23 protein-coding genes are annotated in these 21370 nt (G+C 60.1%); 11 read left to right on the top strand and 12 right to left on the bottom strand.

Translation table 11 applies throughout. From position 1 onward, the window contains the following. Window positions 1-79: 79 nt before the first annotated feature. Both FHT87_RS27660 and FHT87_RS27655 read left to right on the top strand, forming a co-directional pair. A complete protein-coding gene (locus tag FHT87_RS27660; protein ID WP_183734442.1) occupies window positions 80-751 on the top strand; it encodes an LON peptidase substrate-binding domain-containing protein in 672 nt (223 codons plus the stop codon). Between the two features lie 8 nt (window positions 752-759). Further along, a complete protein-coding gene (locus FHT87_RS27655; RefSeq protein ID WP_183734441.1) occupies window positions 760-948 on the top strand; it encodes a Trm112 family protein in 189 nt (62 codons plus the stop codon). 9 nt (window positions 949-957) lie between these two features. Here FHT87_RS27655 and FHT87_RS27650 read toward each other — a convergent pair whose 3' ends face one another. Then, window positions 958-2172 carry a ubiquinone biosynthesis hydroxylase gene (locus FHT87_RS27650; protein ID WP_183734440.1) on the bottom strand — a complete coding sequence of 405 codons (1215 nt, stop codon included), beginning with the start codon at window positions 2170-2172 and terminating at the stop codon, window positions 958-960. A gap of 85 nt (window positions 2173-2257) precedes the next feature. Here FHT87_RS27650 and tesB point away from each other — a divergent pair, with 85 nt between their 5' ends. The 6 genes from tesB to FHT87_RS27620 all read left to right on the top strand — a co-directional run bounded on the left by tesB (window position 2258) and on the right by FHT87_RS27620 (window position 9802). Beyond that, complete coding sequence (tesB, locus tag FHT87_RS27645; protein WP_183734439.1) at window positions 2258-3142, top strand: acyl-CoA thioesterase II; 885 nt, start codon at window positions 2258-2260, stop codon at window positions 3140-3142. Between the two features lie 212 nt (window positions 3143-3354). After that, window positions 3355-3705 (top strand): P-II family nitrogen regulator, encoded by a 351-nt coding sequence (locus tag FHT87_RS27640; protein WP_007814595.1) that lies wholly within the window; start codon window positions 3355-3357, stop codon window positions 3703-3705. Window positions 3706-3735: 30 nt separating this feature from the next. Further along, window positions 3736-5166 (top strand): ammonium transporter, encoded by a 1431-nt coding sequence (locus FHT87_RS27635; RefSeq protein WP_183734438.1) that lies wholly within the window; start codon window positions 3736-3738, stop codon window positions 5164-5166. A 238-nt stretch (window positions 5167-5404) separates the two neighbouring features. Beyond that, on the top strand, window positions 5405-8080 hold the full coding sequence (locus FHT87_RS27630) for a DNA translocase FtsK (protein ID WP_183734437.1): 2676 nt from the start codon (window positions 5405-5407) through the stop codon (window positions 8078-8080). 135 nt (window positions 8081-8215) lie between these two features. After that, window positions 8216-8899: an outer membrane lipoprotein carrier protein LolA gene (locus tag FHT87_RS27625; protein ID WP_183734436.1), complete on the top strand. Its 684-nt coding sequence runs from the start codon at window positions 8216-8218 to the stop codon at window positions 8897-8899. 99 nt (window positions 8900-8998) lie between these two features. After that, on the top strand, window positions 8999-9802 hold the full coding sequence (locus FHT87_RS27620) for an exodeoxyribonuclease III (protein ID WP_183734435.1): 804 nt from the start codon (window positions 8999-9001) through the stop codon (window positions 9800-9802). 6 nt (window positions 9803-9808) lie between these two features. Here FHT87_RS27620 and FHT87_RS27615 read toward each other — a convergent pair whose 3' ends face one another. Both FHT87_RS27615 and FHT87_RS27610 read right to left on the bottom strand, forming a co-directional pair. Continuing rightward, entirely contained in the window at window positions 9809-10264 is a 456-nt protein-coding gene (locus FHT87_RS27615; RefSeq protein WP_183734434.1) for a cyclic nucleotide-binding domain-containing protein, read from the bottom strand. A 1-nt stretch (window position 10265) separates the two neighbouring features. Further along, window positions 10266-10949, bottom strand: coding sequence for a response regulator transcription factor (locus FHT87_RS27610; RefSeq protein WP_112564470.1), 684 nt, complete (start codon window positions 10947-10949; stop codon window positions 10266-10268). 141 nt (window positions 10950-11090) lie between these two features. On the opposite strand from FHT87_RS27610, the gene FHT87_RS27605 reads away from it, so the two are divergent. Both FHT87_RS27605 and FHT87_RS27600 read left to right on the top strand, forming a co-directional pair. After that, entirely contained in the window at window positions 11091-11639 is a 549-nt protein-coding gene (locus tag FHT87_RS27605) for a L,D-transpeptidase (RefSeq protein WP_183734433.1), read from the top strand. 146 nt (window positions 11640-11785) lie between these two features. Then, window positions 11786-12616 (top strand): aldo/keto reductase, encoded by an 831-nt coding sequence (locus FHT87_RS27600; protein WP_183734432.1) that lies wholly within the window; start codon window positions 11786-11788, stop codon window positions 12614-12616. An 83-nt stretch (window positions 12617-12699) separates the two neighbouring features. Here the strand turns inward: FHT87_RS27600 and leuC are convergent, their stop codons facing one another. From leuC to ffh, 9 genes are all read right to left on the bottom strand, one after another. Next, window positions 12700-14109, bottom strand: coding sequence for a 3-isopropylmalate dehydratase large subunit (gene leuC / locus FHT87_RS27595; protein ID WP_183734431.1), 1410 nt, complete (start codon window positions 14107-14109; stop codon window positions 12700-12702). 241 nt (window positions 14110-14350) lie between these two features. Continuing rightward, the gene (locus FHT87_RS27590) at window positions 14351-15169 is read right to left on the bottom strand and encodes an amino acid ABC transporter permease (RefSeq protein WP_183734430.1); all 819 of its coding nucleotides are present in this window, start codon (window positions 15167-15169) and stop codon (window positions 14351-14353) included. 18 nt (window positions 15170-15187) lie between these two features. Next, complete coding sequence (locus FHT87_RS27585) at window positions 15188-15985, bottom strand: transporter substrate-binding domain-containing protein (RefSeq protein ID WP_183734429.1); 798 nt, start codon at window positions 15983-15985, stop codon at window positions 15188-15190. Window positions 15986-16131: 146 nt separating this feature from the next. Beyond that, the gene (gene rplS, locus FHT87_RS27580; protein WP_183734428.1) at window positions 16132-16668 is read right to left on the bottom strand and encodes a 50S ribosomal protein L19; all 537 of its coding nucleotides are present in this window, start codon (window positions 16666-16668) and stop codon (window positions 16132-16134) included. Between the two features lie 198 nt (window positions 16669-16866). Further along, on the bottom strand, window positions 16867-17568 hold the full coding sequence (gene trmD / locus FHT87_RS27575) for a tRNA (guanosine(37)-N1)-methyltransferase TrmD (RefSeq protein WP_183734427.1): 702 nt from the start codon (window positions 17566-17568) through the stop codon (window positions 16867-16869). Window positions 17569-17573: 5 nt separating this feature from the next. Next, window positions 17574-18143, bottom strand: coding sequence for a ribosome maturation factor RimM (gene rimM, locus FHT87_RS27570; protein WP_183734426.1), 570 nt, complete (start codon window positions 18141-18143; stop codon window positions 17574-17576). 125 nt (window positions 18144-18268) lie between these two features. After that, complete coding sequence (rpsP, locus tag FHT87_RS27565; protein ID WP_183734425.1) at window positions 18269-18637, bottom strand: 30S ribosomal protein S16; 369 nt, start codon at window positions 18635-18637, stop codon at window positions 18269-18271. Window positions 18638-18686: 49 nt separating this feature from the next. Continuing rightward, window positions 18687-19007 carry a chorismate mutase gene (locus tag FHT87_RS27560; protein WP_183734424.1) on the bottom strand — a complete coding sequence of 107 codons (321 nt, stop codon included), beginning with the start codon at window positions 19005-19007 and terminating at the stop codon, window positions 18687-18689. A gap of 16 nt (window positions 19008-19023) precedes the next feature. Continuing rightward, window positions 19024-20607: a signal recognition particle protein gene (gene ffh / locus FHT87_RS27555; RefSeq protein ID WP_183734423.1), complete on the bottom strand. Its 1584-nt coding sequence runs from the start codon at window positions 20605-20607 to the stop codon at window positions 19024-19026. A gap of 484 nt (window positions 20608-21091) precedes the next feature. Between ffh and FHT87_RS31315 the strand changes: the two genes are divergently transcribed. Further along, window positions 21092-21316: a hypothetical protein gene (locus FHT87_RS31315; RefSeq protein ID WP_246698181.1), complete on the top strand. Its 225-nt coding sequence runs from the start codon at window positions 21092-21094 to the stop codon at window positions 21314-21316. Window positions 21317-21370: the final 54 nt, after the last annotated feature.

Here is a 21370-nt window from a genome sequence, read left to right as displayed (position 1 = left end):
TTTCGGACAAGGGCACCACATTTCTCGTCAGGGTGGGCGTGTTGGACACGCCCACCGCAAGAGTGCGGGACCAGTCTTCATGCAAGTGGGCAATGCCAGATATCTGAAGCCCGGTGATTTACCGGACGAAATTGTTGTTTTTCCCCTGACAGGTGCGCTTCTCCTGCCTGCCGGGCAGTTACCTCTCAATATCTTCGAGCCGCGTTATCTTGCGATGTTCGATGCGGCGCTCACCGGAAACCGTCTGATCGGCATGGTGCAGCCGGCGCACGGCGAGCATGAGGACAAGGCACATGCGCCGGAGCTTGCGGCCGTCGGCTGCCTTGGCCGCATCACGTCCTATGCTGAAACCGGCGATGGGCGTTATATCGTCTCGCTGACAGGCGTGTGCCGCTTCCGGCTGCTGGAGGAGCGATCACATGGCCAGCCGTTCCGTACTTTCCGCATAGCGCCGTTCATTTCCGATCTTTCTGCCGAAAACGAGGAGGATGCCGTCGACCGCAACGCCCTGCTGACGGCCTTCAAGGCCTATCTCGACGCCAACAAGCTGGAGGCGGACTGGGAGAGCGTGGAGCGTGCCAGCAATCTTACCCTCGTCAATTCGCTCGCCATGATGTCGCCCTTCGGCCCGGCTGAGAAGCAGGCGCTGCTTGAGGCACCCGACTTGAAAACCAGGGCGGAAACCCTGATCGCCATTACTGAAATCGTTCTCGCCCGCGTTTTTGGCGATTCCGACACCGTGCTGCAGTAGAGGATGCCATGGACGAAAAGCTGAGCCGGGTTGATCCGAAACTTCTCGAACTTCTCGTCTGCCCGCTGACCAAGGGGCGGCTTTCCTACGATCGCGAGCACAATGAGCTGGTCTCGGAAAAGGCGCGGCTTGCCTATCCGATCAGGGACGGCATTCCGATCATGCTGGTTTCGGAGGCGCGCGCACTCGAAGACTGACGAGTAATGTCAGATCGTTTCGCCTGAGAGCAGCCGTGGATTGTCCTTGGCTGTGGTTCCCGCCGCCTGGCCGATGAAGAAGGACTTCAGACCGGGCAGGCGATCGACGATGCCTAGGCCGAAGTCGCGGGCGATTCGGATCGGTGCCATGTCGTTGGAAAAGAGCCGGTTCAGCACATCGGTCGTGACGCCCATGCGGAAGGTGTCGAAACGGCGCCAGCTCTGATAACGCTCCAGAATGTTGATGGCGCCGATATCGAGACCGAGTCGATCGGCGTCCACGATGGTTTCGGCAAGCGCCGCCACATCCTTGAAGCCGAGATTGAGGCCCTGGCCGGAAATCGGATGGATGCCATGTGCGGCATCGCCGGCAAGCGCGAAGCGCGGAGCGATGAAGGAACGGGCGAGCGTGAGGCCGAGCGGGAATGCCCGCTTATCGCCGACGACCTTGAGGGCGCCGAGCTTGTGGCCGAAGCGGCGTTCCAGTTCCTCTTCGAAAACCAGGTCGTCCGCGGCGACGAGCCTAGCGGCATCATTCGTTCGCTCGGTCCAGACCAGCGATGAGCGGTTGTTGCGCAGCGGCAGGATGGCAAAGGGGCCGGACGGCAGGAAGTGCTCTTCCGCGCAGCCATGGTGCGGGCGCTCATGCTCGACGGTGGTGACGATGCCGGACTGGCCGTAATCCCAGGTCACGGTCTTGATGCCGGCAAAGTCGCGCAGTCTGGAGCGCACGCCGTCGCAAGCGACCAGCAAGCGCGATTGCAGCGTACTGCCGTTGGATAGGCTGACCTCGATATTGGCATCGCCTGTCTTTAGCCCCGTGGCGCTGAGGCCATGGCGGATTTCGATGCCGAGCCGCTCGCAGGCGCCGCGCAGCGCGCCGACCATGACGACATTCGGGATCATGTGGGCAAATGGCCGGCCATCGGCCACTTCGCCGTCGAAGGTCAGGAAGATCGGGCGGACCGGATCGGACATCTTGGAGTCTGTCACGATCATTTTGCTGATCGGCTGGGCCTCCGGTTCGATCTCGTCCCAGATGCCGAAGACCTCGAGCATCTTCGTTGCCGCAGCGATGATGGCGGAGGCGCGCATGTCCGTCTTCCAGACATGTTCCGCCGTTGCCTCGACGACGGCGACGTCAAGGTGAGGTGCCGCCTGCTTGACAGCGACAGCCACGGACAGGCCGACATAACCTCCGCCCACAACCAGCAAATCCAGCATCGCCTGCTCCTGTTACTTTCTACGATCAGATGCGATCTATATAGATCATCAGATTGCCACTTCCTACCGCCGGGAGCCGAACAAAATGACGGAGCAGACGGGCAAGCCCACCGCCATGGAAACGTTGATTTCGACGCTGGATATCGAGCCGATCGAGGTCGATATCTTTCGCGGCCGCAGCCCTCAGGTTGGCTGGCAGCGGGTGTTCGGTGGGCAAGTGATCGCACAGGCACTGATGGCGGCGCATCGCACGGTCGAGGGCGAACGTTTCATTCATTCTCTGCACGCCTATTTCATGCGCCCCGGCGATCCCTCCGTGCCGATCATTTATCAGGTCGAGCGCATTCGCGACGGATCGAGCTTTAATACGCGCCGGGCCGTCGCGATCCAGCACGGCAAGGCGATCTTTGCGCTGTCGGCCTCCTTCCAGGTCGAGGAACCGGGCTTCGACCACCAGATCCACATGCCGGCTGTGCCGATGCCGGAAACGCTGCTCGGCGAGCAGCAGATCAAGGAACAGTATCTCGCCCATGCGTCGGCGGCCGTGCGCAAATACTGGGAGCGCGAGAGACCGATCGAAATTCGACCGGTCTCGCTCAAACATTACTTCACGCGTGAGAAGCTCGAGCCGCGGCAGGACGTCTGGGTGCGCGCCACCGGTCCCGTGCCGGACAGCCGGCTCTATCAGGCCGCGGTACTTGCCTATCTCTCGGACATGACGCTGCTTGATGCATCGCTGCATGCCCATGGAACGTCCATCTTCGATCAGAATTTGCAGGTCGCAAGTCTCGACCATGCCATGTGGTTCCACCGGCCGGACAAACTTGACGACTGGCTGCTTTATACGCAGGACAGTCCGTCGGCCTCAGGTGCCCGGGGATTGACCCGTGGTAGCCTGTTTACACGGTCCGGTGTCCTGATCGCGTCGGTCGCGCAGGAGGGCTTGATTCGGAAAAAGGCAAATGAATAAATAATGTGCATATTTATAAATTTGCGCATTATTTGTGCGCTTATTGGCCAATCATTTGCCTGTTTATTAGCGCTCTCCCTTGTATCCTTTATATTTCAATAACTTAAAGACTGTCACGAATCTGGCACGCCCTTTGAATGTCTATCGCCGGTCGCTGTTGAAGAAACCGTCAGCGGCAAGGAGAGTCGGCTCCGCGCCGAGGATAACGAAGGATGGGAAACCAGATGAAAATTGTGATGGCCATTATCAAGCCTTTCAAGCTCGATGAGGTCCGCGAAGCCCTCACGGCGATCGGCATCCAGGGCCTGACCGTGACCGAAGTGAAGGGCTACGGTCGCCAGAAGGGGCATACCGAAATCTATCGCGGCACTGAATATGCGGTCAGCTTCCTGCCGAAGCTCAAGATCGAAATCGCGGTTGCATCCGAAATCGTCGACAAGGCGGTAGAGGCCATCGCAGCATCTGCCAAGACCGGCCAGATCGGCGACGGCAAAATCTTCGTTTACTCGATCGACCATGCCGTGCGCATCCGTACGGGCGAGACCGATTCAGAAGCGCTGTAAAAAGAACGGCAGATCAAGGAGCTATTTCCAATGTCAATTTCGAAGTTTTCCTCCAACATCGCACGGGTAGGCGCCCTTTCGGCCGCTCTCCTGGCGCCGGTCGTCGCTTTCGCGCAGGAAGCAGCCCCGGCAGCCGCCGATGCTGCAGCCGCTGCTCCGGCCTTCACCATGGACAAGGGTGACAATACCTGGATGCTCGTCTCCTCGGCGCTCGTCCTCCTGATGACGATCCCGGGTCTTGCACTTTTCTACGGCGGCCTCGTGCGTGCCAAGAACATGCTCTCCGTGCTGATGCAGGTCTTCATGATCACCGCCGTCGTGGCGCTGATCTGGGTGACCTACGGCTATTCGCTCGCCTTCACCGATGGTGGCTCGCTGAACAGCTTCGTCGGCGGCTTCTCCAAGGCGTTCCTCGCCGGGGTCAACACGTCATCGCTCGCAGAAACCTTCTCGAAGGGTGTCGCCATCCCTGAATACACCTTTATCGTATTCCAAATGACCTTCGCCTGCATCACGCCCGGCCTGATCGTCGGTGCATTCGCCGAGCGCATCAAGTTCTCGGCCGTCATGCTCTTCGTCGTGCTCTGGGTCACTTTCATCTACTTCCCGATGGCGCACATGGTCTGGTTCTGGGGCGGTCCGAGTTCCTACACCTCGCCGGCCGGCCTGATCTTCTCCTATGGCGCAATCGATTTCGCCGGCGGCACGGTCGTTCACATCAATGCCGGTATCGCCGGTCTCGTCGGCGCCATCATGCTCGGCAAGCGCACCGGCTATAAGAAGGAGATCATGGCTCCGCACTCGATGACGCTCACCATGGTCGGCGCATCGCTGCTCTGGGTCGGCTGGTTCGGCTTCAACGCCGGCTCCAACCTCGAAGCCAATGCCTATGCATCGCTCGCCATGATCAACACCTTCGTTGCGACGGCCGCCGCCGCCGTGTCCTGGTGCATCGTCGAGAGCTTTGCTCGCGGCAAGGCTTCCATGCTTGGCGCCGCTTCCGGTGCCGTCGCCGGCCTCGTCGCCGTCACTCCGGCGGCAGGTTTTGCCGGCCCGATGGGTTCGATCGTTCTCGGTCTCATCGTCTCGCCGGTCTGCTACTTCTTCGTCGACGTCGTGAAGAACAAGTTCAACTATGACGACAGCCTCGACGTCTTCGGTGTCCATTGCATCGGCGGCATCATCGGTGCTCTCGGCACCGGTATCCTCGTCAACCCGGCCCTCGGCGGCGCCGGTATCGTCGACTACTCGACGGCCGATTTCGCTGCCTCCTATGCCGGCACGGCAACGCAGGTCCTGGCCCAGGCCAAGGGCGTGCTCACGACGCTTCTGTGGTCGGGCATCGGCTCGGCGATCCTCTACAAGATCGTCGATGTCATCATCGGTCTGCGCGTTTCGGTCGAAGCCGAGCGCGAAGGTCTCGACCTCGCAACGCATGGCGAAGCTGCCTACCACTCTTAATCACAGGGTTTGCGGCGCCCGGCATAAGGGCGCCGCTGAACGGCCCGTCGCGGCCTATCTAACCATAAGCCGCTCTTGGCCCGGACCTGACAAGGTTCGGGCCTCTTTCTTTTTAGCGATCCGGCATATGCATGGTTAACATCGCTTTAACTCTACTTTGATTAGGTGGAGCGGACGCATTTGGCGCGGCGAAGCATTTGCGATTCGCGTGCCCACAGGCATTGGACGGGTTAGACACATGGCAAGAAGCACGTCTCCGGCAATGGACGGCCGTCCTGACCGGTTCTCCTTCTCGGCATTCATGCTGCGGCAGATCCAGGCCCTTATGGGCTTTGCGGTCTTCCTGCTCTTGGCGCTCGCGGTAGCGGCGCTTGCGACATGGAACGTCACCGATCCCAGCTATTCCTACGCTACCGGCAACCTGCCGACCAATGTGCTCGGTTATAGCGGTGCTGCCTTTGCCGACGTCGCCATGCAGTTCCTGGGATTGGCAAGCGTCGTTTCGATGCTGCCGATCGTTGCCTGGGCGCTGGCGCTGATCTCCGGCCGCCGAATCAGCCGCATTCCGGCACGTGCCGGTGCCTGGCTTGCCGGCACGGTGCTTTCGTCCGCCGTCATCGGCTGCTTCCCGCCGCCGCTCACCTGGCCGATCCCGAACGGTATCGGCGGTGTTATCGGTGACATGATCCTGCGCTTTCCGGCGCTCTTTGTCGGCGCTTATCCGACCGGCGTTTTCGCTATGGCTGTCGGCTGCGTCTTCGCTATCCCGACTGCCTGGATGATGCTCTTTGCCGCCGGTATCGTCGGCCGCAGCGAGCTCGACGAGGAGGAAGACGAAGAAGAGGATTATGTCGATACGCGCAGCAAGGCGCGCGTTGTCGGCGAAGAGGATGAAGACGACGATGGGTCCCGCTGGATGGCCTTTAGCGGTGCCATGACACATGCCTGGTACATGAACCAGGCCCGTTTCCGTCGGCTTTTCGGCATGGGTCCGCGCAAGCGCCGCCAGAGTGATTTCGAATCGCCTTATGATTTCAACGACGATGAATTCGGTACGCTGAACGAGCCGGTGCGCGCCAAGCCCGCCGCGCGGAGCGAGCGGATGGATCCCTCCATGGAGGCGCGTGCCACATCGAGCCGCCGCGTCGTCTCGACGCCCTCTATTTCACTCAACGACGATGAGGACGAAGACGACGATTCGCCGTTCTATGTCGACATGCCGCCGCGTCCGGCCGATATCCTGCCCGACGATGATGACGATGACTGGATGATCCGCGCACCGGCGAAATCGTCCGCCAAGCCCGAGCCGCGCGTCATTCCCGCCTCGGCTCGCCCGAAGCCTGGCGCGCGCGTCGAACGCGAGGCGCAGGGTTCGTTCATCCGGCCGGAAGGTTTCCAGCTTCCCTCCATGCATCTGCTCGCCGAGCCCAAGAATGTCGTGCGCGATTCCACGCTTTCGGCCGATGCGCTGGAGCAGAATGCCCGCATGCTGGAAGGCGTGCTTGAGGATTTCGGCGTCAAGGGCGAGATCATCCATGTCCGCCCCGGCCCCGTCGTCACTCTCTACGAACTGGAGCCGGCGCCCGGCATCAAGTCGTCCCGCGTTATCGGCCTTGCCGACGATATTGCCCGCTCGATGAGCGCGATCGCCGCTCGTGTCGCAGTCGTCCCGGGCCGCAACGCAATTGGTATCGAACTGCCGAACCAGACGCGCGAAACCGTTTATCTGCGCGAGTTGATCGGGTCGCGCGACTTCGAAGGCTCCAAGGCAAAGCTCGCAATGGCGCTCGGCAAGACGATCGGCGGTGAAGCCGTCATCGCCGATCTTGCGAAGATGCCGCATCTGCTCGTTGCCGGTACGACCGGCTCGGGTAAGTCCGTCGCCATCAACACCATGATCCTGTCGCTGCTCTACCGCATGACGCCGGAACAGTGCCGTCTCATCATGATCGACCCGAAGATGCTCGAGCTCTCCGTCTATGACGGCATCCCGCATCTGCTTTCGCCCGTCGTCACCGATCCCAAGAAGGCGGTCGTTGCGCTCAAGTGGACCGTCCGTGAGATGGAAGAGCGCTACAAGAAGATGTCGAAGATCGGCGTGCGCAATATCGATGGCTTCAACACGCGCGTCGAGCAGGCGCTGGCCAAGGGGGAGACGATTTCGCGCACGGTGCAGACCGGTTTTGACCGGCAGACCGGCGAAGCGGTCTACGAGACCGAGGAGTTCGATCTGCAGCCGATGCCCTATATCGTCGTGATCATCGACGAAATGGCTGACCTGATGATGGTCGCAGGCAAGGATATCGAAGGTGCCGTGCAGCGCCTTGCGCAGATGGCGCGTGCGGCCGGTATCCATGTCATCATGGCAACGCAGCGTCCTTCGGTCGACGTCATTACTGGTACGATCAAGGCGAACTTCCCGACCCGCATTTCCTTCCAGGTCACCTCCAAGATCGACAGCCGCACGATCCTCGGCGAACAGGGCGCTGAACAGCTGCTCGGCATGGGCGACATGCTCTATATGGCCGGCGGCGGCCGCATCCAGCGCGTCCATGGTCCTTTCGTGTCCGACGTCGAGGTCGAGGAGATCGTCTCCTATCTGAAGACACAGGGCTCGCCGCAATATCTCGACGCCATCACAGCCGATGACGACGAGGATGGTGATTATGGTGGCGGTCCCGCCGGCACGGCAAATCTTTCCGATTCCGAAGATCCCTATGACCAAGCCGTTGCCATCGTGCTGCGTGACGGAAAGGCCTCCACGTCCTATGTTCAGCGCAGGCTCGGCATCGGCTATAATCGTGCGGCATCGCTGATCGAACGCATGGAACAGGAGGGCATCATCGGCCCTGCCAACCATGCCGGCAAACGCGAGATTCTCGTGCCGACGGACGGGGATATTCTCGACCGCTGATACAGGATAATTTTGCTGTGCCGCCCATTCGGTGGAAACCTCGGGGCATGTAATCCGTTACCTTTCACCGGGCGATCGCGGCGCCTTGAAGACGCCGCCTTTCGGCGGCATGCAGATCGCATACAGGAGGTTCACATGACCAACTCCGTGCCCATCTTTTCCGGCCTGCCGGTAACCCGCCGCGATGTCCTTGGCGTCTTTGCGGCTGCTGCCGTTGCAACCGCCGCACCGTTTCCCGCTCTCGCCCAGGTCGCCCAGGCGGCAGCACCCGCTGGCAACAGTGCCACGGCACAGGCGATTGCCGATCATTTCTCCGGCGTCGCCACCATGCAGGGCGAGTTCGTGCAGTTTGGCCCTCGTGGCGAACAGACCGGCGGCAAGTTCTTCATCGAGCGTCCCGGCAAGCTGCGCTTCAACTATGACGCTCCGTCACCGATGCGCGTCATTGCCGACGGCAGGAACGTCGCAATCGGCAACGTGAAGCTCAAGACCTGGGATCTCTATCCGCTTTCCAAGACGCCGCTCAGTCTGCTGCTTGCGCCGCGTATCGACCTTTCGGCCGGCATGGTGAAGGGCGTGAAGCAAGAGTCCGATCTGACGACGATCTCGCTAGGCAACAATACGGTGTTCGGCAATTCGACCATCACGATGATGTTCGACCCGAAGACTTATGACCTGCGCCAGTGGACGATCACTGACAACCAGGGCAAGGACACGTCGGTGATGATCTTCAACGTGAAGACCGGCGTTGCCTTCGACCAGCGCGTCTTCCGCGTGCCTTACGAGGATATCAAGGGCACCTCGGCAAACCGCGATTGATGCTTTTCGGTTGATCGCCGGTCGCTTTTGCCTGCGGCTGGTTTTCTCGCCGACGCCTTTGCTCTAAAGCCCTTTCAGAGGGATCTGAAAGGGCATGGTATGAGCTTTTCCATCACCACCTGGAACATCAATTCGGTGCGGCTGCGCATGCCGATCGTCGAGCAGCTTGTGCTGAAGCAACGGCCCGATATCATTTGCCTGCAGGAAACCAAGGTAACGAACGATCTCTTCCCGCTCGCGCCGCTGCGCGCCATGGGCTACGAGCACATCATCATCCACGGTCAAAAGGGCTATCACGGGGTCGCCATCGCCTCCCGCGTGCCTCTGACTGAAGACCATCGGCAGGATTACTGCAATGTCGGTGATGCGCGCCATATTTCGGCAATCTTCGAGCGCGGCAGCCGGCGCATCCGCCTGCACAATTTCTATGTGCCCGCCGGCGGTGACGAGCCGGATCGTACGATCAATCCGAAATTCGGCCACAAGCTCGATTTCATCGAGGAGATGAAGAACTTGAAGGCCAGTGCCGAGCCGAATACGTCAGCCATTCTTGTCGGCGATCTCAATATCGCTCCGCTGGAGCACGATGTCTGGTCGCACAAGCAGCTTCTGAAGATCGTCAGCCATACGCCTGTCGAAACCGACGGGCTTATCGAGGTGATGAAGCGCGGCGGCTGGCACGATCTCATGCGCCAGCATGTGCCTGCTAATGAGAAGCTCTACACGTGGTGGAGCTACCGCGCGAAGGATTGGGAAGCTGCCGACAAGGGCCGGCGCCTCGACCATATCTGGTCCTCGCCCGACCTTGGTCCGCATCTGCAACGCATCGAGGTGCTGAAGGAAGCGCGCGGCTGGGACCGGCCGTCCGACCATGTGCCGGTGACCGTGCATCTCAATCTCTGACATGAGTCAGCTGAAACGGTGAAACTGGCTTGCGGCTTGCGCCGCAAGATCGGCAATGCTGTCGCGGATACGGTTTTCCATGATGCGCGCGGCCGAGGGATATTCCTCGATCAGGCGATGGAACAGCGCCCGTGTGATGCGGATAATGCCGGTATCCTCGCGTGCGATCGCCGTGAACTTGCGTTCCACTAGCGTTATGAGTGCCAATTCCGAAATCAGTGCACCGGGGCCTGCGATCGCTTCGGTCCGTCCCATGCCATCGGATCCCGTCACGCTGAGCTCGAGGCTGCCGCTGGTAATCACATAGGCGCTTTCGCCGGGTGAGCCCTGACGGAACAGCATCTGCCCGGCGGCAATCACGCGACGGTCGGCACCGAAGGCAATCAGACGCAGTTGATCGTCGTTCATGTCCTTGAAGAGCGGAAGCTGCGACAGCAGATGGATATCGTCAGAAAGAGACATGCTAAGGGATGATCTTGTAGCCGCCGTTTTCCGTCACGAGGATCTCGGCATTGGATGGGTCCCGCTCGATCTTCTGGCGCAGGCGGTAAACGTGGGTTTCCAGCGTGTGGGTGGTCACGCCGGAATTGTAGCCCCAGACTTCTTCCAGCAGCACGTCGCGGGTGACGACCTTCTGTTCGGCGCGGTAGAGATAGCGGATGATCGCCGCTTCTTTTTCCGTCAGGCGGATCTTCTGGCCGTTGTCGGTCGTCAGCAGCTTCTGGCTCGGTTTGAAGAGATAGGGGCCGACGGTGAAGGTGGCGTCTTCGCTCTGTTCGTGCTGGCGAAGCTGCACGCGGATGCGAGCCAGAAGCACGGCGAAACGGAAGGGCTTGGTGACATAGTCGTTGGCGCCGGCCTCAAGGCCAAGGATTGTGTCCGAATCCGTGTCATGACCGGTCAGCATGATGATCGGCGCCTTGAAGCCGCCCTTGCGCAGCAGCTTTACCGCCTCGCGGCCGTCCATATCGGGCAGACCGACGTCCATGATCAGCAGATCGACCGGATTGGAACGGGCGGCCTGGACGCCCTTGCCCGCGGTCGCTTCCTGCAGAACCGTGAATTCCTCATACAACGACAATTGCTCCGTCAGTGTCTGGCGAAGGTCGTCGTCGTCATCCACCAGAAGAATGGTGCGTGCGGTCATGCGGGTGCGTCCTTGCGTTGGTCAGATACTCCTACGCCAAATTCCACATTTGGCAAGGATTGGCGATCTGCTGCTGTTGCTGCCTAGGGTTTCATATGGTTTCAATCGAAGCCCAAGGCAATTCAAGAACATGCGAGAAAAATGGAAAAAGCAAGGCGAGAGCGAAATGGGCAGCCCTCAACGCTCGTGGTGCGTGCCGCGCCAGGCAAGCCAAACAGAGCCATCGTCCGTTTTGGCCCTCTCATCTTGCCCGCCGCGATCGGCCGTAGCGGCCGGACCGTGATCAAGCGGGAAGGCGACGGGGCGACGCCGATTGCTGCCATGCGGCTGCTCTACGGTTTCCGGCGCGGCGAACGAAACGGCCATCTCCCGACGGCGCTGCCCATCAAGCGCATCCGGTCCGACATGCTGTGGTGCGATCAGCCTGCCGATGCGAATTACAACAGGCTGGTTAAGGCGCCATTCAAACCGAGCCATGAGGAGATGAAGCGGAAGGACGGGCTTTACGATATCTGCCTGGTGCTCGACTGGAACGTGACCTCCCGGGCGCGCAATCGCGGATCAGCGATCTTTTTCCATCTCATCCGGCCAGGATACGAGTCGACCGCCGGCTGTGTTGCGATCAGTGCCCGCGACATGCGTCGCATTCTGCCTCACATCAGAAAGGGAACGATCCTCCGCGTTCTCTGATTGTATTGCGGACTCTCTGTCCTATATGGACTTTCGACCGGGCGCGCGGGCTGCAATGCGTCCAGGGAAAACCGCCTCGCGGCTTCAATTCATGCCCCATTCAATTCGTGTCTTTGGCCAATCCTTCAAACTTCCGGAGATATATTGTGACCACTCAGCCCATCATGACTTTCCACGACGGACATTCCATTCCCCAGGTGGGTCTCGGCGTTTGGCAGACGCCGCAGGATATCGCGGCTCCGACCGTGCGCACCGCACTTGCCGCCGGCTATCGCCACATCGATACGGCGTCCGGTTATGACAACGAAGAGGGCGTCGGCGAAGGCATCCGCTCCTCCGGCATCGACCGCAAGGATATCTTTGTCACCACGAAACTGCGCAATACCGACCAGGGCTATGACAATACATTGCGTGCCTTCGAGGTCAGCCTGAAGAAGCTCGGCAGCGACTATATCGATCTCTATCTCATTCACTGGCCGTCGCCGCATCGCGGGCTTTACCGCGAAACCTGGAAGGCTTTCGTGCGCTTGAAGGAAGAAGGCCGCGTCCGCTCCATCGGCGTGTCGAACTTCTATCCGGACCATCTCGACCATATCGTCGGCGATACAGGCGTGGTTCCTGTTATCAACCAGATCGAGTTGCATCCGGACTTTCAGCAGAAAGCGGCGCAGGAAGCGCATAAGAAACTGAACATCGTCACGGAATCCTGGAGCCCGCTCGGCCAGGGCCGTTTCATTTCCAATCCGGTCATCGGTCAGATTGCTGCCAAGCACGGCAAGACGCCGGCGCAGGTGATAATACGCTGGCACATCGATACCGGCCTCGTCGTTATTCCGAAGTCGGTGACGCCCTCGCGCATCGAGGAGAATTTCAACGTCTTCGATTTCAAGCTGGATGGCGAAGACATGGCCGCGATTGCCAAGCTCGATAGCGCCGGCGCTCGCATGGGTCCGGATCCGTACACGGCGACGTTCTAAGCGCCGTCTTCTCAGCCTCGCGCAATTAAAAAAGCCCGGCGCTCGCGCGCCGGGCTTTTATCATCTCGGATGTGCGAGAGAGATCAGTTCCACTCGCGGATATCGACGAAGTGACCGGCAATCGCGGCTGCGGCGGCCATGGCCGGCGAGACGAGATGCGTGCGGCCCTTGAAGCCCTGGCGGCCTTCAAAGTTGCGGTTCGAGGTCGAGGCGCAACGCTCGCCCGGCTTCAGGCGGTCGTCATTCATGGCAAGGCACATGGAGCAACCCGGCTCGCGCCAGTCGAAACCGGCAGCCTTGAAGATCTTGTCGAGTCCTTCGGCTTCCGCCTGTTCCTTCACGAGACCGGAGCCCGGTACGATCATGGCATCGACGGTCGAGGCAACGGTCTTGCCTTCAACGATCTTGGCAGCGGCGCGCAGGTCTTCGATACGGCCGTTGGTGCAGGAGCCGATGAAGACGCGGTCGACAGCAATGTCCGTCATCTTCGTGCCCGGCTTCAGGCCCATATAGTCGAGCGCGCGCCACTTGGAGGCGCGCTTCGTCTCGTCCTGGATCTCATCCGGGTTCGGTACGATACCCTGAACGGAGACGACGTCTTCCGGCGAGGAGCCCCAGGAGACGATCGGCGGCAATTCGGCTGCGTTCAGCTTGACGATGCGGTCGAAATGGGCGCCTTCGTCAGACTTCAGCGTCTTCCAGTAGGCGATTGCCTGTTCCAGCGCCTCGCCCTTCGGCGCACGCGGCTTGCCCTTGATATATTCGAAGGTGATCTCATCAGGCGCGATCAGGCCGGCGCGGGCGCCGCCTTCGATCGACATGTTGCAGATCGTCATGCGGCCTTCCATCGACAGCGAGCGAATGGCTTCGCCGGCATATTCGATGACATAGCCAGTACCGCCGGCGGTGCCGATCTCGCCGATGATGGCAAGAACGATGTCCTTGGCGGTGACGCCTGCCGGCAGCTGGCCGTCGACCTGCACCAGCATGTTCTTCGCCTTCTTCTGGATCAGCGTCTGGGTCGCGAGAACGTGCTCGACTTCCGACGTGCCGATACCGTGGGCGAGCGAACCGAAGGCGCCGTGCGTGGAGGTGTGGCTATCGCCGCAAACGATCGTCATGCCCGGCAGGGTGAAGCCCTGTTCCGGTCCGATGATGTGGACGATGCCCTGGCGCTTGTCGTTCTCGGAATAATATTCGACGTTGAACTCGGCGGCGTTCTTGGCGAGCTGCTCGACCTGGATGCGGCTTTCCTCGTTCTTGATGCCGAGATGGCGGTCAGCCGACGTTGGAACGTTATGGTCGACGACGGCAAGCGTCTTTTCGGGCGCGCGGACCTTGCGGCCGGACATGCGCAGGCCTTCGAAAGCCTGCGGCGAAGTGACTTCGTGGACCAGGTGACGGTCGATGTAGAGAAGACAGGTGCCGTCTTCCTGTTCGTCGACCAGATGGTCGGCCCAGATCTTGTCGTAAAGGGTACGCGGTGCGCTCATGGCTAATGTCCGTTTTGGCTGGAGCATGGAATTGGGGGTGTGGCGGACAGGCTCCGCCGGCCGTCATTCGATCAACGAAGTCGGCTGTTGAGCGCACCGGAAACGGACGCAAAGAAGCGTGCCGGCAGGCGATAATGGTCCTGCAGCACGAAAATATGCGCACCGATGCATCTGAACTTGGATTCCATGGGGCCGGATATAGCGATTTTTGATCGAAACGGCAATTCGAATCGTTGAGGGCCTAGCGCCGCGGCATCTGCTTCATCTTCTTCTCGATCCGCCGCAGGAAGAGCGACAGGCCGATCGTCAGGATCAGATAGATATAGGTGACGATCGAGTAGGTTTCGAAGAAGCGGAAGGAGCCGGAGGCATAGACCTTGCCCATCTGTGTGATGTCGGCGACTCCGAGGACGGAGACGAGCGAGGAATCCTTCACCATCGAGACGAAGTCGTTGGAGAGCGGCGGGAAGATCACCCGGATTGCCTGCGGAAAGACGACGAGGCGGAAGCGGCGATAGCGCGACAGGCCAAGCGACTTGGCCGCCTCGATCTGGCCGATATCGACCGACTGAAAACCGGCGCGGAAAATTTCGGCGATGAAGGACGAATAGCCGATCATGAGCGCGATGATGGCGCGCCACATCAGCGACAGGTCGCGCACGAGGATCGGTTCTGCAAAACCGGCCTTCACGAAGGGCGTGATCAAAAAATTATAGGCGGCGACAACGCCCGGCGCGCCGACGAAGGCTATGTAGAACAGCAGGACGAGGATCGGAATGCCTCTGATAATCTCGATGTAGAAGCGGGCGATCTGGCGCAGCACGATATTGTCGGAGAGGCCAAGTAACGCGATGCCCAGACCGAGCACGGTCGCCAGCACAAAGGCCAAGAGTGTCACGAACACGGTAATACCGGCACCATTCACGACCGTCCGGAAGACCTGCGCGTAGATGTCGTTGGTGATGATGACGACCGCGAGAACGATGCCGATCAGAACAAGGACAACCAGCCACCAGGGACGGTCGTCCTTCTCGTGTCGCGGGGATGGTGGTAGTGCCATCTGCGATCGCTCGGGGGATTACTGGCCCATCTTATAGTCGAGGAACCACGTCTTGTTCAGCGCATCGAAGGTACCGTCCGACTTCAGCGCAGCGATAGCGGCATTGACGGGTGCGACTAGGTCGGAACCCTTCGGGAAGATGAAGCCGAAGTCCTCGGTGCCGAGCGGTTCGCCGACGACCTTCAACCCGCCATTCGAGGAATCGACATAGCCCTTTGCGGCGACACTGTCTGTCAGGACGAGGTCGACGTCTCCGGTCTTCAGAGCTTGTACGGTTGCACCAAAGGTTTCGAAGAGCTTGATGCGCGGGTTCTGTTCGTTGCCGTCGAGAATTTCATAGACGGCCGTATAGAAGGGCGAAGTGCCGGGCTGGGCGCCGATCAGGCCGTCGTTGAAGGCCCCGAAGCTTTTGGCGTCGGTGAAGCGCTTCTCATCACCCCGCACCAGCATGAACTGCTGCGAACGCATGTAGGGATCGGAAAAGTCGACCTTCTGCTTGCGATCGTCCTTGATGGTGATGCCGGTCATGCCGATATTGTATTGTCCGTCGGACACAGCCTGGATCATCGCGTCCCAGCTCGTGTTCTGGTACTCGACCTTGAAGTTCAGCCGCTTGGCGATCTCGTTCATCGCGTCATATTCCCAGCCGATCGCCTTGCCGGACTTGGGGTCGACGAACTGCAGCGGCGGATAGGCATTTTCGGTCACCACGATGACAGTCTTGCCACCGAGATCCGGCAGGCCGGCGGCAAAGGCTCCGAGCGGCGAAAGCATAGCGGCCGTTAGACCGGCGAGAACGGTGCGGCGAAAGAACATGGTGTGGCTCCCCAATATTTGAACGGCAGAATTGTCATGGAAGATACTGATATGGCAAGGCTGCAGGCGCTACGCACCGGCGCAAAAAAGAAAAGGCGGCCCAAAGACCGCCTTTCCCATGCAATGATTTCGCTTTCGCGAGATGCTTATTCAGCCGAACCTTCAGCAGCGGCTGCAGCTTCTGCGGCGGCCTTTGCTTCAGCGGCTTCCGCTGCTGCCTTTTCGGCGGCGAGAGCCTGAGCTGCTGCAACCTTTTCAGCTTCGATACGTGCCTTTTCCTCGGCAATGGCTGCGCGCTCTGCATCGTTGAGCTTGCGGGCGCGGGTGCCGGTGTTCTCGACGATACGAGCCGACTTACCGCGACGGTCGCGCAGATAGTAGAGCTTGGCGCGACGGACCTTACCGCGGCGAACGACTTCGACGCTTTCGATCATCGGGGAGTAAACCGGGAATACGCGCTCGACGCCTTCGCCGTAGGAGATCTTGCGGACCGTGAAGTTTTCCTGCAGACCGCCGCCGGAGCGAGCAATGCAAACGCCTTCATAGGCCTGAACGCGGGTACGGTTGCCTTCCGTAACCTTCACGTTGACGCGGACGGTGTCGCCCGGGGAAAACTCAGGAAGGGTGCGCTTGGCTTCGATCTTGGCGGCCTGTTCGGCCTCGAGCTGCTGAATGATGTTCATCGTCTTAACCTTTGGTTCTTCTGAAACAGCCAGAGCGCTCACACTGTCCTTCGGTCGATGCCTCCGGAGTTTGCCCTTGCGGGCGGGAGCGGATTCGCCATTCTTTGTTTGCTGGCAGACGGGGCTAGCCCCATTTCCGCGTGGGCCATTACACGAAAGACTTCCGCTTGTCATCCCTAGGACGACAAATTTGTGAAATCAACCGGCTTTTCCGGCCTTTTGCGCCGCAATCAGGTCCGGCCGTCTTTCCTTTGTCAGCACGACCGCTTGTTCGTGCCGCCATTTCTCGATGGCGCCGTGATTGCCCGATGTCAGGATTGCCGGAATCTCGTGGCCTTCCCATTCCTGCGGGCGGGTGTAGTGCGGATGTTCCAAAAGCCCGCCTTCGAAACTCTCGTGCAGGCCCGAGAGATCATTGCCCATCACGCCCGGCAGAATGCGCACGATCGCGTCGAGCACGATCAGCGCGGCTGGCTCGCCGCCCGACAGTACGTAGTCGCCGATCGAGACTTCTTCGAGTTCGCGCGCCTCGATCACCCGCTGGTCGACGCCTTCGAAACGGCCGCAAACGATGATGACGCCATCACCGGTCGCCAGCTGGCGCACGCGCTCCTGTGTCAGCGGTTTGCCGCGCGGGCTCATCAGCAGACGTGGGCGGGTGTCATTTTCGGAGGTGCTGTCGATTGCCCGGGCGAGCACGTCGGGCTTCAGCACCATGCCGGCACCGCCGCCGGCAGGTGTGTCATCGACGGTGCGGTGCTTGTCGGTGGCAAAATCACGGATCTGCACGGTATCGAGCGACCATTGCCCGCGTTCGGCCGCCTTGCCGGCGAGAGAGAAGCCAAGGTGGCCCGGAAACATTTCCGGATAGAGGGTCAGCACGGTCGCCCGGAACGCCATGGCGCTTACTTCTTTTTCTTCGGCCTGTCGGGAGCAAGCCCCTTCAGATCGTCAGGATCGTCGATGAGGCCCGCTGCAAGCGGGTCGATGAGCAGCTTGCCGGCTTCGAGATCGATTTCCAGTACGGAGGCTTCCGAGAAAGGGATCAGGACGGGACGTTTGCCAGGGCCTTTGAGCTCCAGCAGATCGCCGGCGCCGAAATCGAAGACGCCGGTCACGGTGCCGTAGTTGACGCCCTGGTCGTCATAGGCTTCCAGCCCTTCCAAATCGGCATAGAAGAACTCGTCGTCCTCCAGCTCCTCATCCGGCAGGCTGTCGCGCTCCATATAGAGCTCCAGGCCGTTCAGCGCCTCGGCAGCATTGCGGTCGTTGACGCCGCGGAATCGGACCACGACCATGTTCTTCATCTCGCGCAATTCGAGAATTTCGAAAACGCGTCCATCCATGCTGTGCAGGTGGCCATAGTCGCCGAGCGCGGTCGGATCGGCCGTATAGGCCTTTACACGCACCTCGCCGCGAATGCCCTGGGCGCCGCCGATGGTTGCCATCAGCACCGGGTTTTCAAGCTTGGTCATGGGTTCCTTCATCCGAACGCTGGCAGGAAGCTGAAATCACGCCTCTCATAAACGAAGTGCGCGGGAATGGAAACGAAAACGGGCGGCATGTCGCCATGCCGCCCGTTCAGATGAGGTCGAAATCATTATTCGGCGGAAGCAGCAGCTTCAGCGGCGTCAGCAGCCTTCTGAGCCTTCTCGGCAGCGCGCTCCTGAGCCTTCTTGCCCGGCTTTGCCTTTACCGGGTTGTTGCGGGTTTCGCGCTTGGAGATGCCGGCTTCGTCGAGGAAGCGCAGGACGCGGTCGGTCGGCAGGGCGCCCTGGTCGAGCCAGTGCTTGATGCGCTCGCCGTTCAGCTGAACGCGCTTCTCGTCGTTCTTGGCGAGCATCGGGTTCCAAGAACCGAGATTCTCAAGGAAACGGCCGTCACGCGGGCTGCGGGCATCGGCGAGAACGACGTGGTAATACGGGCGCTTCTTGGAACCACCGCGTGCGAGACGAATTTTCAGTGCCATGTTCTTTACTCCTTAGGCTTTTCTTGAGCCGCTTCGTTGGGCGGCGTGGTTATCGGGCTGCGGCGCTCTGTTCAGCGTGGTCCGCAGCGATCTGCTCATGATGCCGGATGACTTCCTTGATGACGAAGTTCAGGAACTTCTCGGCGAAATCCGGGTCCAGATGCGCATCTTCGGCAAGCTGACGAAGACGGGCGATCTGGTATTCCTCGCGCGCCGGATCGGCCGGCGGCAACTTGTACTTGGCCTTCAGCACGCCGACTTCTTTGGTGCAGCGGAAGCGTTCGGCCAGAATGTGGACGAGCGCTGCATCGATATTGTCGATCGATTGGCGGTAGCTCGAAAGCTGGACTTTGACGTCTGGATCAATCATGGGGCAGGCGATCCTTTCACTTCTTCTTGGGCAATCCGGGCAGACCCGGGAAACCACCACCGAGGCCCGGCAGCTTTGCGCCGCCAAGACCGGGCAATCCGCCCGGCAAGCCTCCGCCTAGACCGGGCATACCCCCACCCGGCTTTCCGAGACCCGCAGCTTCCGCCTGCTTCTGCAAGGCTTCCAGCTGCTTCGGGTCGATATTCGAGAGATCGGGCATGCCGCCCATGCCGCCGAGGCCCCCCAGCCCCATCTTGCCGGCGAGGCCGCCCATCATCTGCTTCATCATGCCGCCTTTGCCCTTGCCGCCCATCATCTTCATCATGTCCGCCATCTGGCGGTGCATCTTCAGAAGCTTGTTGATGTCAGCAGCATCGGTGCCGGAACCGGCGGCAATGCGCTTCTTGCGCGAATGCTTGAGCATGTCGGGATTGGCGCGCTCGGCCTTGGTCATCGAGGAGATGATGGCGAGCTGGCGCTTGAAGAGGCGGTCGTCGAGGCCGGCGGCTGCCATCTTGTCCTTCATGCCGCTCATGCCGGGCATCAGGCCCATGATGCCGCCCATGCCGCCCATCTTCTGCATCTGCTTCAGCTGGTCGGCGAGGTCATTCAGGTCGAACTTACCCTTGGCCATCTTGGCGGCCATGGCGGCCGCCTTTTCGGCGTCGATGTTTTCGGCCGCCTTTTCGACGAGCGAGATGATATCGCCCATGCCGAGAATGCGGTCGGCGATACGGCGGGGATGGAATTCTTCCAGCTCGCCCATTCGTTCGCCGACGCCGATCAGCTTGATCGGCTTGCCGGTGACGGCTCGCATGGAAAGGGCAGCACCACCGCGGCCGTCGCCGTCCATACGGGTCAGGACGAGGCCGGTGATGCCGACGCGTTCATCGAAGCTGCGCGCAAGATTCACGGCGTCCTGACCGGTCAGGCTATCGGCGACCAGCAGGATTTCGTGCGGATTCGACTTCTTCTTGATGTCGGCCATTTCGGCCATCAAGGGTTCGTCGATATGAGTGCGGCCGGCGGTGTCGAGGATGACGACATCATGGCCGCCAAGCTTTGCGGCCTGAACGGCACGAGCAGCGATATCGGTTGGCGACTGACCAGCAATGACCGGCAGCGTGTCGATATTCGCCTGGGCACCGAGCTGGCGAAGCTGCTCTTGTGCCGCCGGACGGCGCGTGTCGAGCGATGCCATCAGCACCTTCTTCTTCTCGCGCGTCGTCAGCCGGTTGGCAATCTTTGCCGTCGTCGTCGTCTTACCGGAGCCCTGCAGGCCGACCATCATGATGACGACCGGGGCGGCCGCGTGCAAATCGACGCCAACGCCTTCGCCACCCAGCATCTCGATCAGTTCGTCATGGACGATCTTGACGACCATCTGGCCGGGCTTGATCGACTTCAGGATCTCGGCGCCGACGGCCTTTTCACGGACGCGGTCGGTAAAGGAGCGGACCACTTCCAGCGAGACGTCGGCTTCCAGAAGCGCACGGCGAACCTCCCGCAGCGCTGCGGAAACATCATTTTCCGAAAGCGCGCCACGGCCTGTCAGTCCATTCAGGATGGAACCAAGACGGTCCTGGAGGTTCTCAAACATCGGCTCTTCCTTGCTACGTTTCGGGGAGTTTTGGGATGTCCCGAACGTCGTGCTTTTCCTTGACGAAAACAAGACGCAAAGCCAAAAAGCACCCGAGGGCGCGACGCGCTGTCGGGTGTTGACCTCCGGAATCTAGTCCCGGTCGGCGGCTCGGAGTCTGTTACTCGTCGCGGATTTGGCGCGATAAACAGGAAAGTTGCGGGAAAGTCAAGGCGAATGCGTCTGGCGACGTCGTTGCGGGCTTTTCTGAAGCCGAACGGCAGGAATGGCGAGGGATGATACATCACGCAGCCGGTCGCGACGACGGAAGTATATATCTATATATACTAACATATTCGCTTTAGAATTCGCCGATGTCTGGTAGAATATTTCGATCGGTGAGCCGAATTCGCGCTAAAAGCCAGTTGCAAAATATTCCGCTTCTGATTCTACTTTCTACTTAAGTAAATTCTGTAAAATGATTCGTGAATATCCTTGATGCCGAATGAATCGGCGGAGATATCAAATGATAAACCCGGATATAGAAAGCTGGGCGTTGGCTCGCGCCCATAATATAGTTCTGAAGGAAGGCCTGAATTTGGCGAAGGCGGCACAGGACCTGGATCGCAAACGGTCTCGCTTGCTGGTCTACGAGCTCAGAAAGGTCATTACCGCTGCTATCGTCGAAGCCCACGCGGCGTCCCTCAATTCCGATGGGACGGTGCGGTAGGTCTGGATTTGGCCTGGTTTATAAAGGCTGACTGTGCCGTACCCGTTGTGATTT

The organism is Rhizobium sp. BK316 (assembly GCF_014193695.1).
In the GTDB taxonomy this organism is placed as follows: Bacteria; Pseudomonadota; Alphaproteobacteria; order Rhizobiales; family Rhizobiaceae; genus Rhizobium.
This window is presented reverse-complemented; position numbering and strand designations above follow the sequence as displayed.

Excerpts from the sequence above, each read along its gene's own strand:
- FHT87_RS27660 (WP_183734442.1), top strand. The coding sequence starts at position 80 with ATGCAAGTGGGCAATGCCAGATATCTGAAGCCCGGTGATTTACCGGAC.
- FHT87_RS27655 (WP_183734441.1), top strand. The coding sequence starts at position 760 with ATGGACGAAAAGCTGAGCCGGGTTGATCCGAAACTTCTCGAACTTCTC.
- FHT87_RS27650 (WP_183734440.1), bottom strand. The coding sequence starts at position 2,172 with ATGCTGGATTTGCTGGTTGTGGGCGGAGGTTATGTCGGCCTGTCCGTG.
- tesB (WP_183734439.1), top strand. The coding sequence starts at position 2,258 with ATGACGGAGCAGACGGGCAAGCCCACCGCCATGGAAACGTTGATTTCG.
- FHT87_RS27640 (WP_007814595.1), top strand. The coding sequence starts at position 3,355 with ATGGGAAACCAGATGAAAATTGTGATGGCCATTATCAAGCCTTTCAAG.
- FHT87_RS27635 (WP_183734438.1), top strand. The coding sequence starts at position 3,736 with ATGTCAATTTCGAAGTTTTCCTCCAACATCGCACGGGTAGGCGCCCTT.
- FHT87_RS27630 (WP_183734437.1), top strand. The coding sequence starts at position 5,405 with ATGGCAAGAAGCACGTCTCCGGCAATGGACGGCCGTCCTGACCGGTTC.
- FHT87_RS27625 (WP_183734436.1), top strand. The coding sequence starts at position 8,216 with ATGACCAACTCCGTGCCCATCTTTTCCGGCCTGCCGGTAACCCGCCGC.
- FHT87_RS27620 (WP_183734435.1), top strand. The coding sequence starts at position 8,999 with ATGAGCTTTTCCATCACCACCTGGAACATCAATTCGGTGCGGCTGCGC.
- FHT87_RS27615 (WP_183734434.1), bottom strand. The coding sequence starts at position 10,264 with ATGTCTCTTTCTGACGATATCCATCTGCTGTCGCAGCTTCCGCTCTTC.
- FHT87_RS27610 (WP_112564470.1), bottom strand. The coding sequence starts at position 10,949 with ATGACCGCACGCACCATTCTTCTGGTGGATGACGACGACGACCTTCGC.
- FHT87_RS27605 (WP_183734433.1), top strand. The coding sequence starts at position 11,091 with ATGGAAAAAGCAAGGCGAGAGCGAAATGGGCAGCCCTCAACGCTCGTG.
- leuC (WP_183734431.1), bottom strand. The coding sequence starts at position 14,109 with ATGAGCGCACCGCGTACCCTTTACGACAAGATCTGGGCCGACCATCTG.
- FHT87_RS27590 (WP_183734430.1), bottom strand. The coding sequence starts at position 15,169 with ATGGCACTACCACCATCCCCGCGACACGAGAAGGACGACCGTCCCTGG.
- FHT87_RS27585 (WP_183734429.1), bottom strand. The coding sequence starts at position 15,985 with ATGTTCTTTCGCCGCACCGTTCTCGCCGGTCTAACGGCCGCTATGCTT.
- rplS (WP_183734428.1), bottom strand. The coding sequence starts at position 16,668 with ATGAACATCATTCAGCAGCTCGAGGCCGAACAGGCCGCCAAGATCGAA.
- trmD (WP_183734427.1), bottom strand. The coding sequence starts at position 17,568 with ATGGCGTTCCGGGCGACCGTGCTGACCCTCTATCCGGAAATGTTTCCG.
- rimM (WP_183734426.1), bottom strand. The coding sequence starts at position 18,143 with ATGACCAAGCTTGAAAACCCGGTGCTGATGGCAACCATCGGCGGCGCC.
- rpsP (WP_183734425.1), bottom strand. The coding sequence starts at position 18,637 with ATGGCACTGAAAATTCGTCTCGCACGCGGTGGTTCCAAGAAGCGCCCG.
- FHT87_RS27560 (WP_183734424.1), bottom strand. The coding sequence starts at position 19,007 with ATGATTGATCCAGACGTCAAAGTCCAGCTTTCGAGCTACCGCCAATCG.
- ffh (WP_183734423.1), bottom strand. The coding sequence starts at position 20,607 with ATGTTTGAGAACCTCCAGGACCGTCTTGGTTCCATCCTGAATGGACTG.
- FHT87_RS31315 (WP_246698181.1), top strand. The coding sequence starts at position 21,092 with ATGAATCGGCGGAGATATCAAATGATAAACCCGGATATAGAAAGCTGG.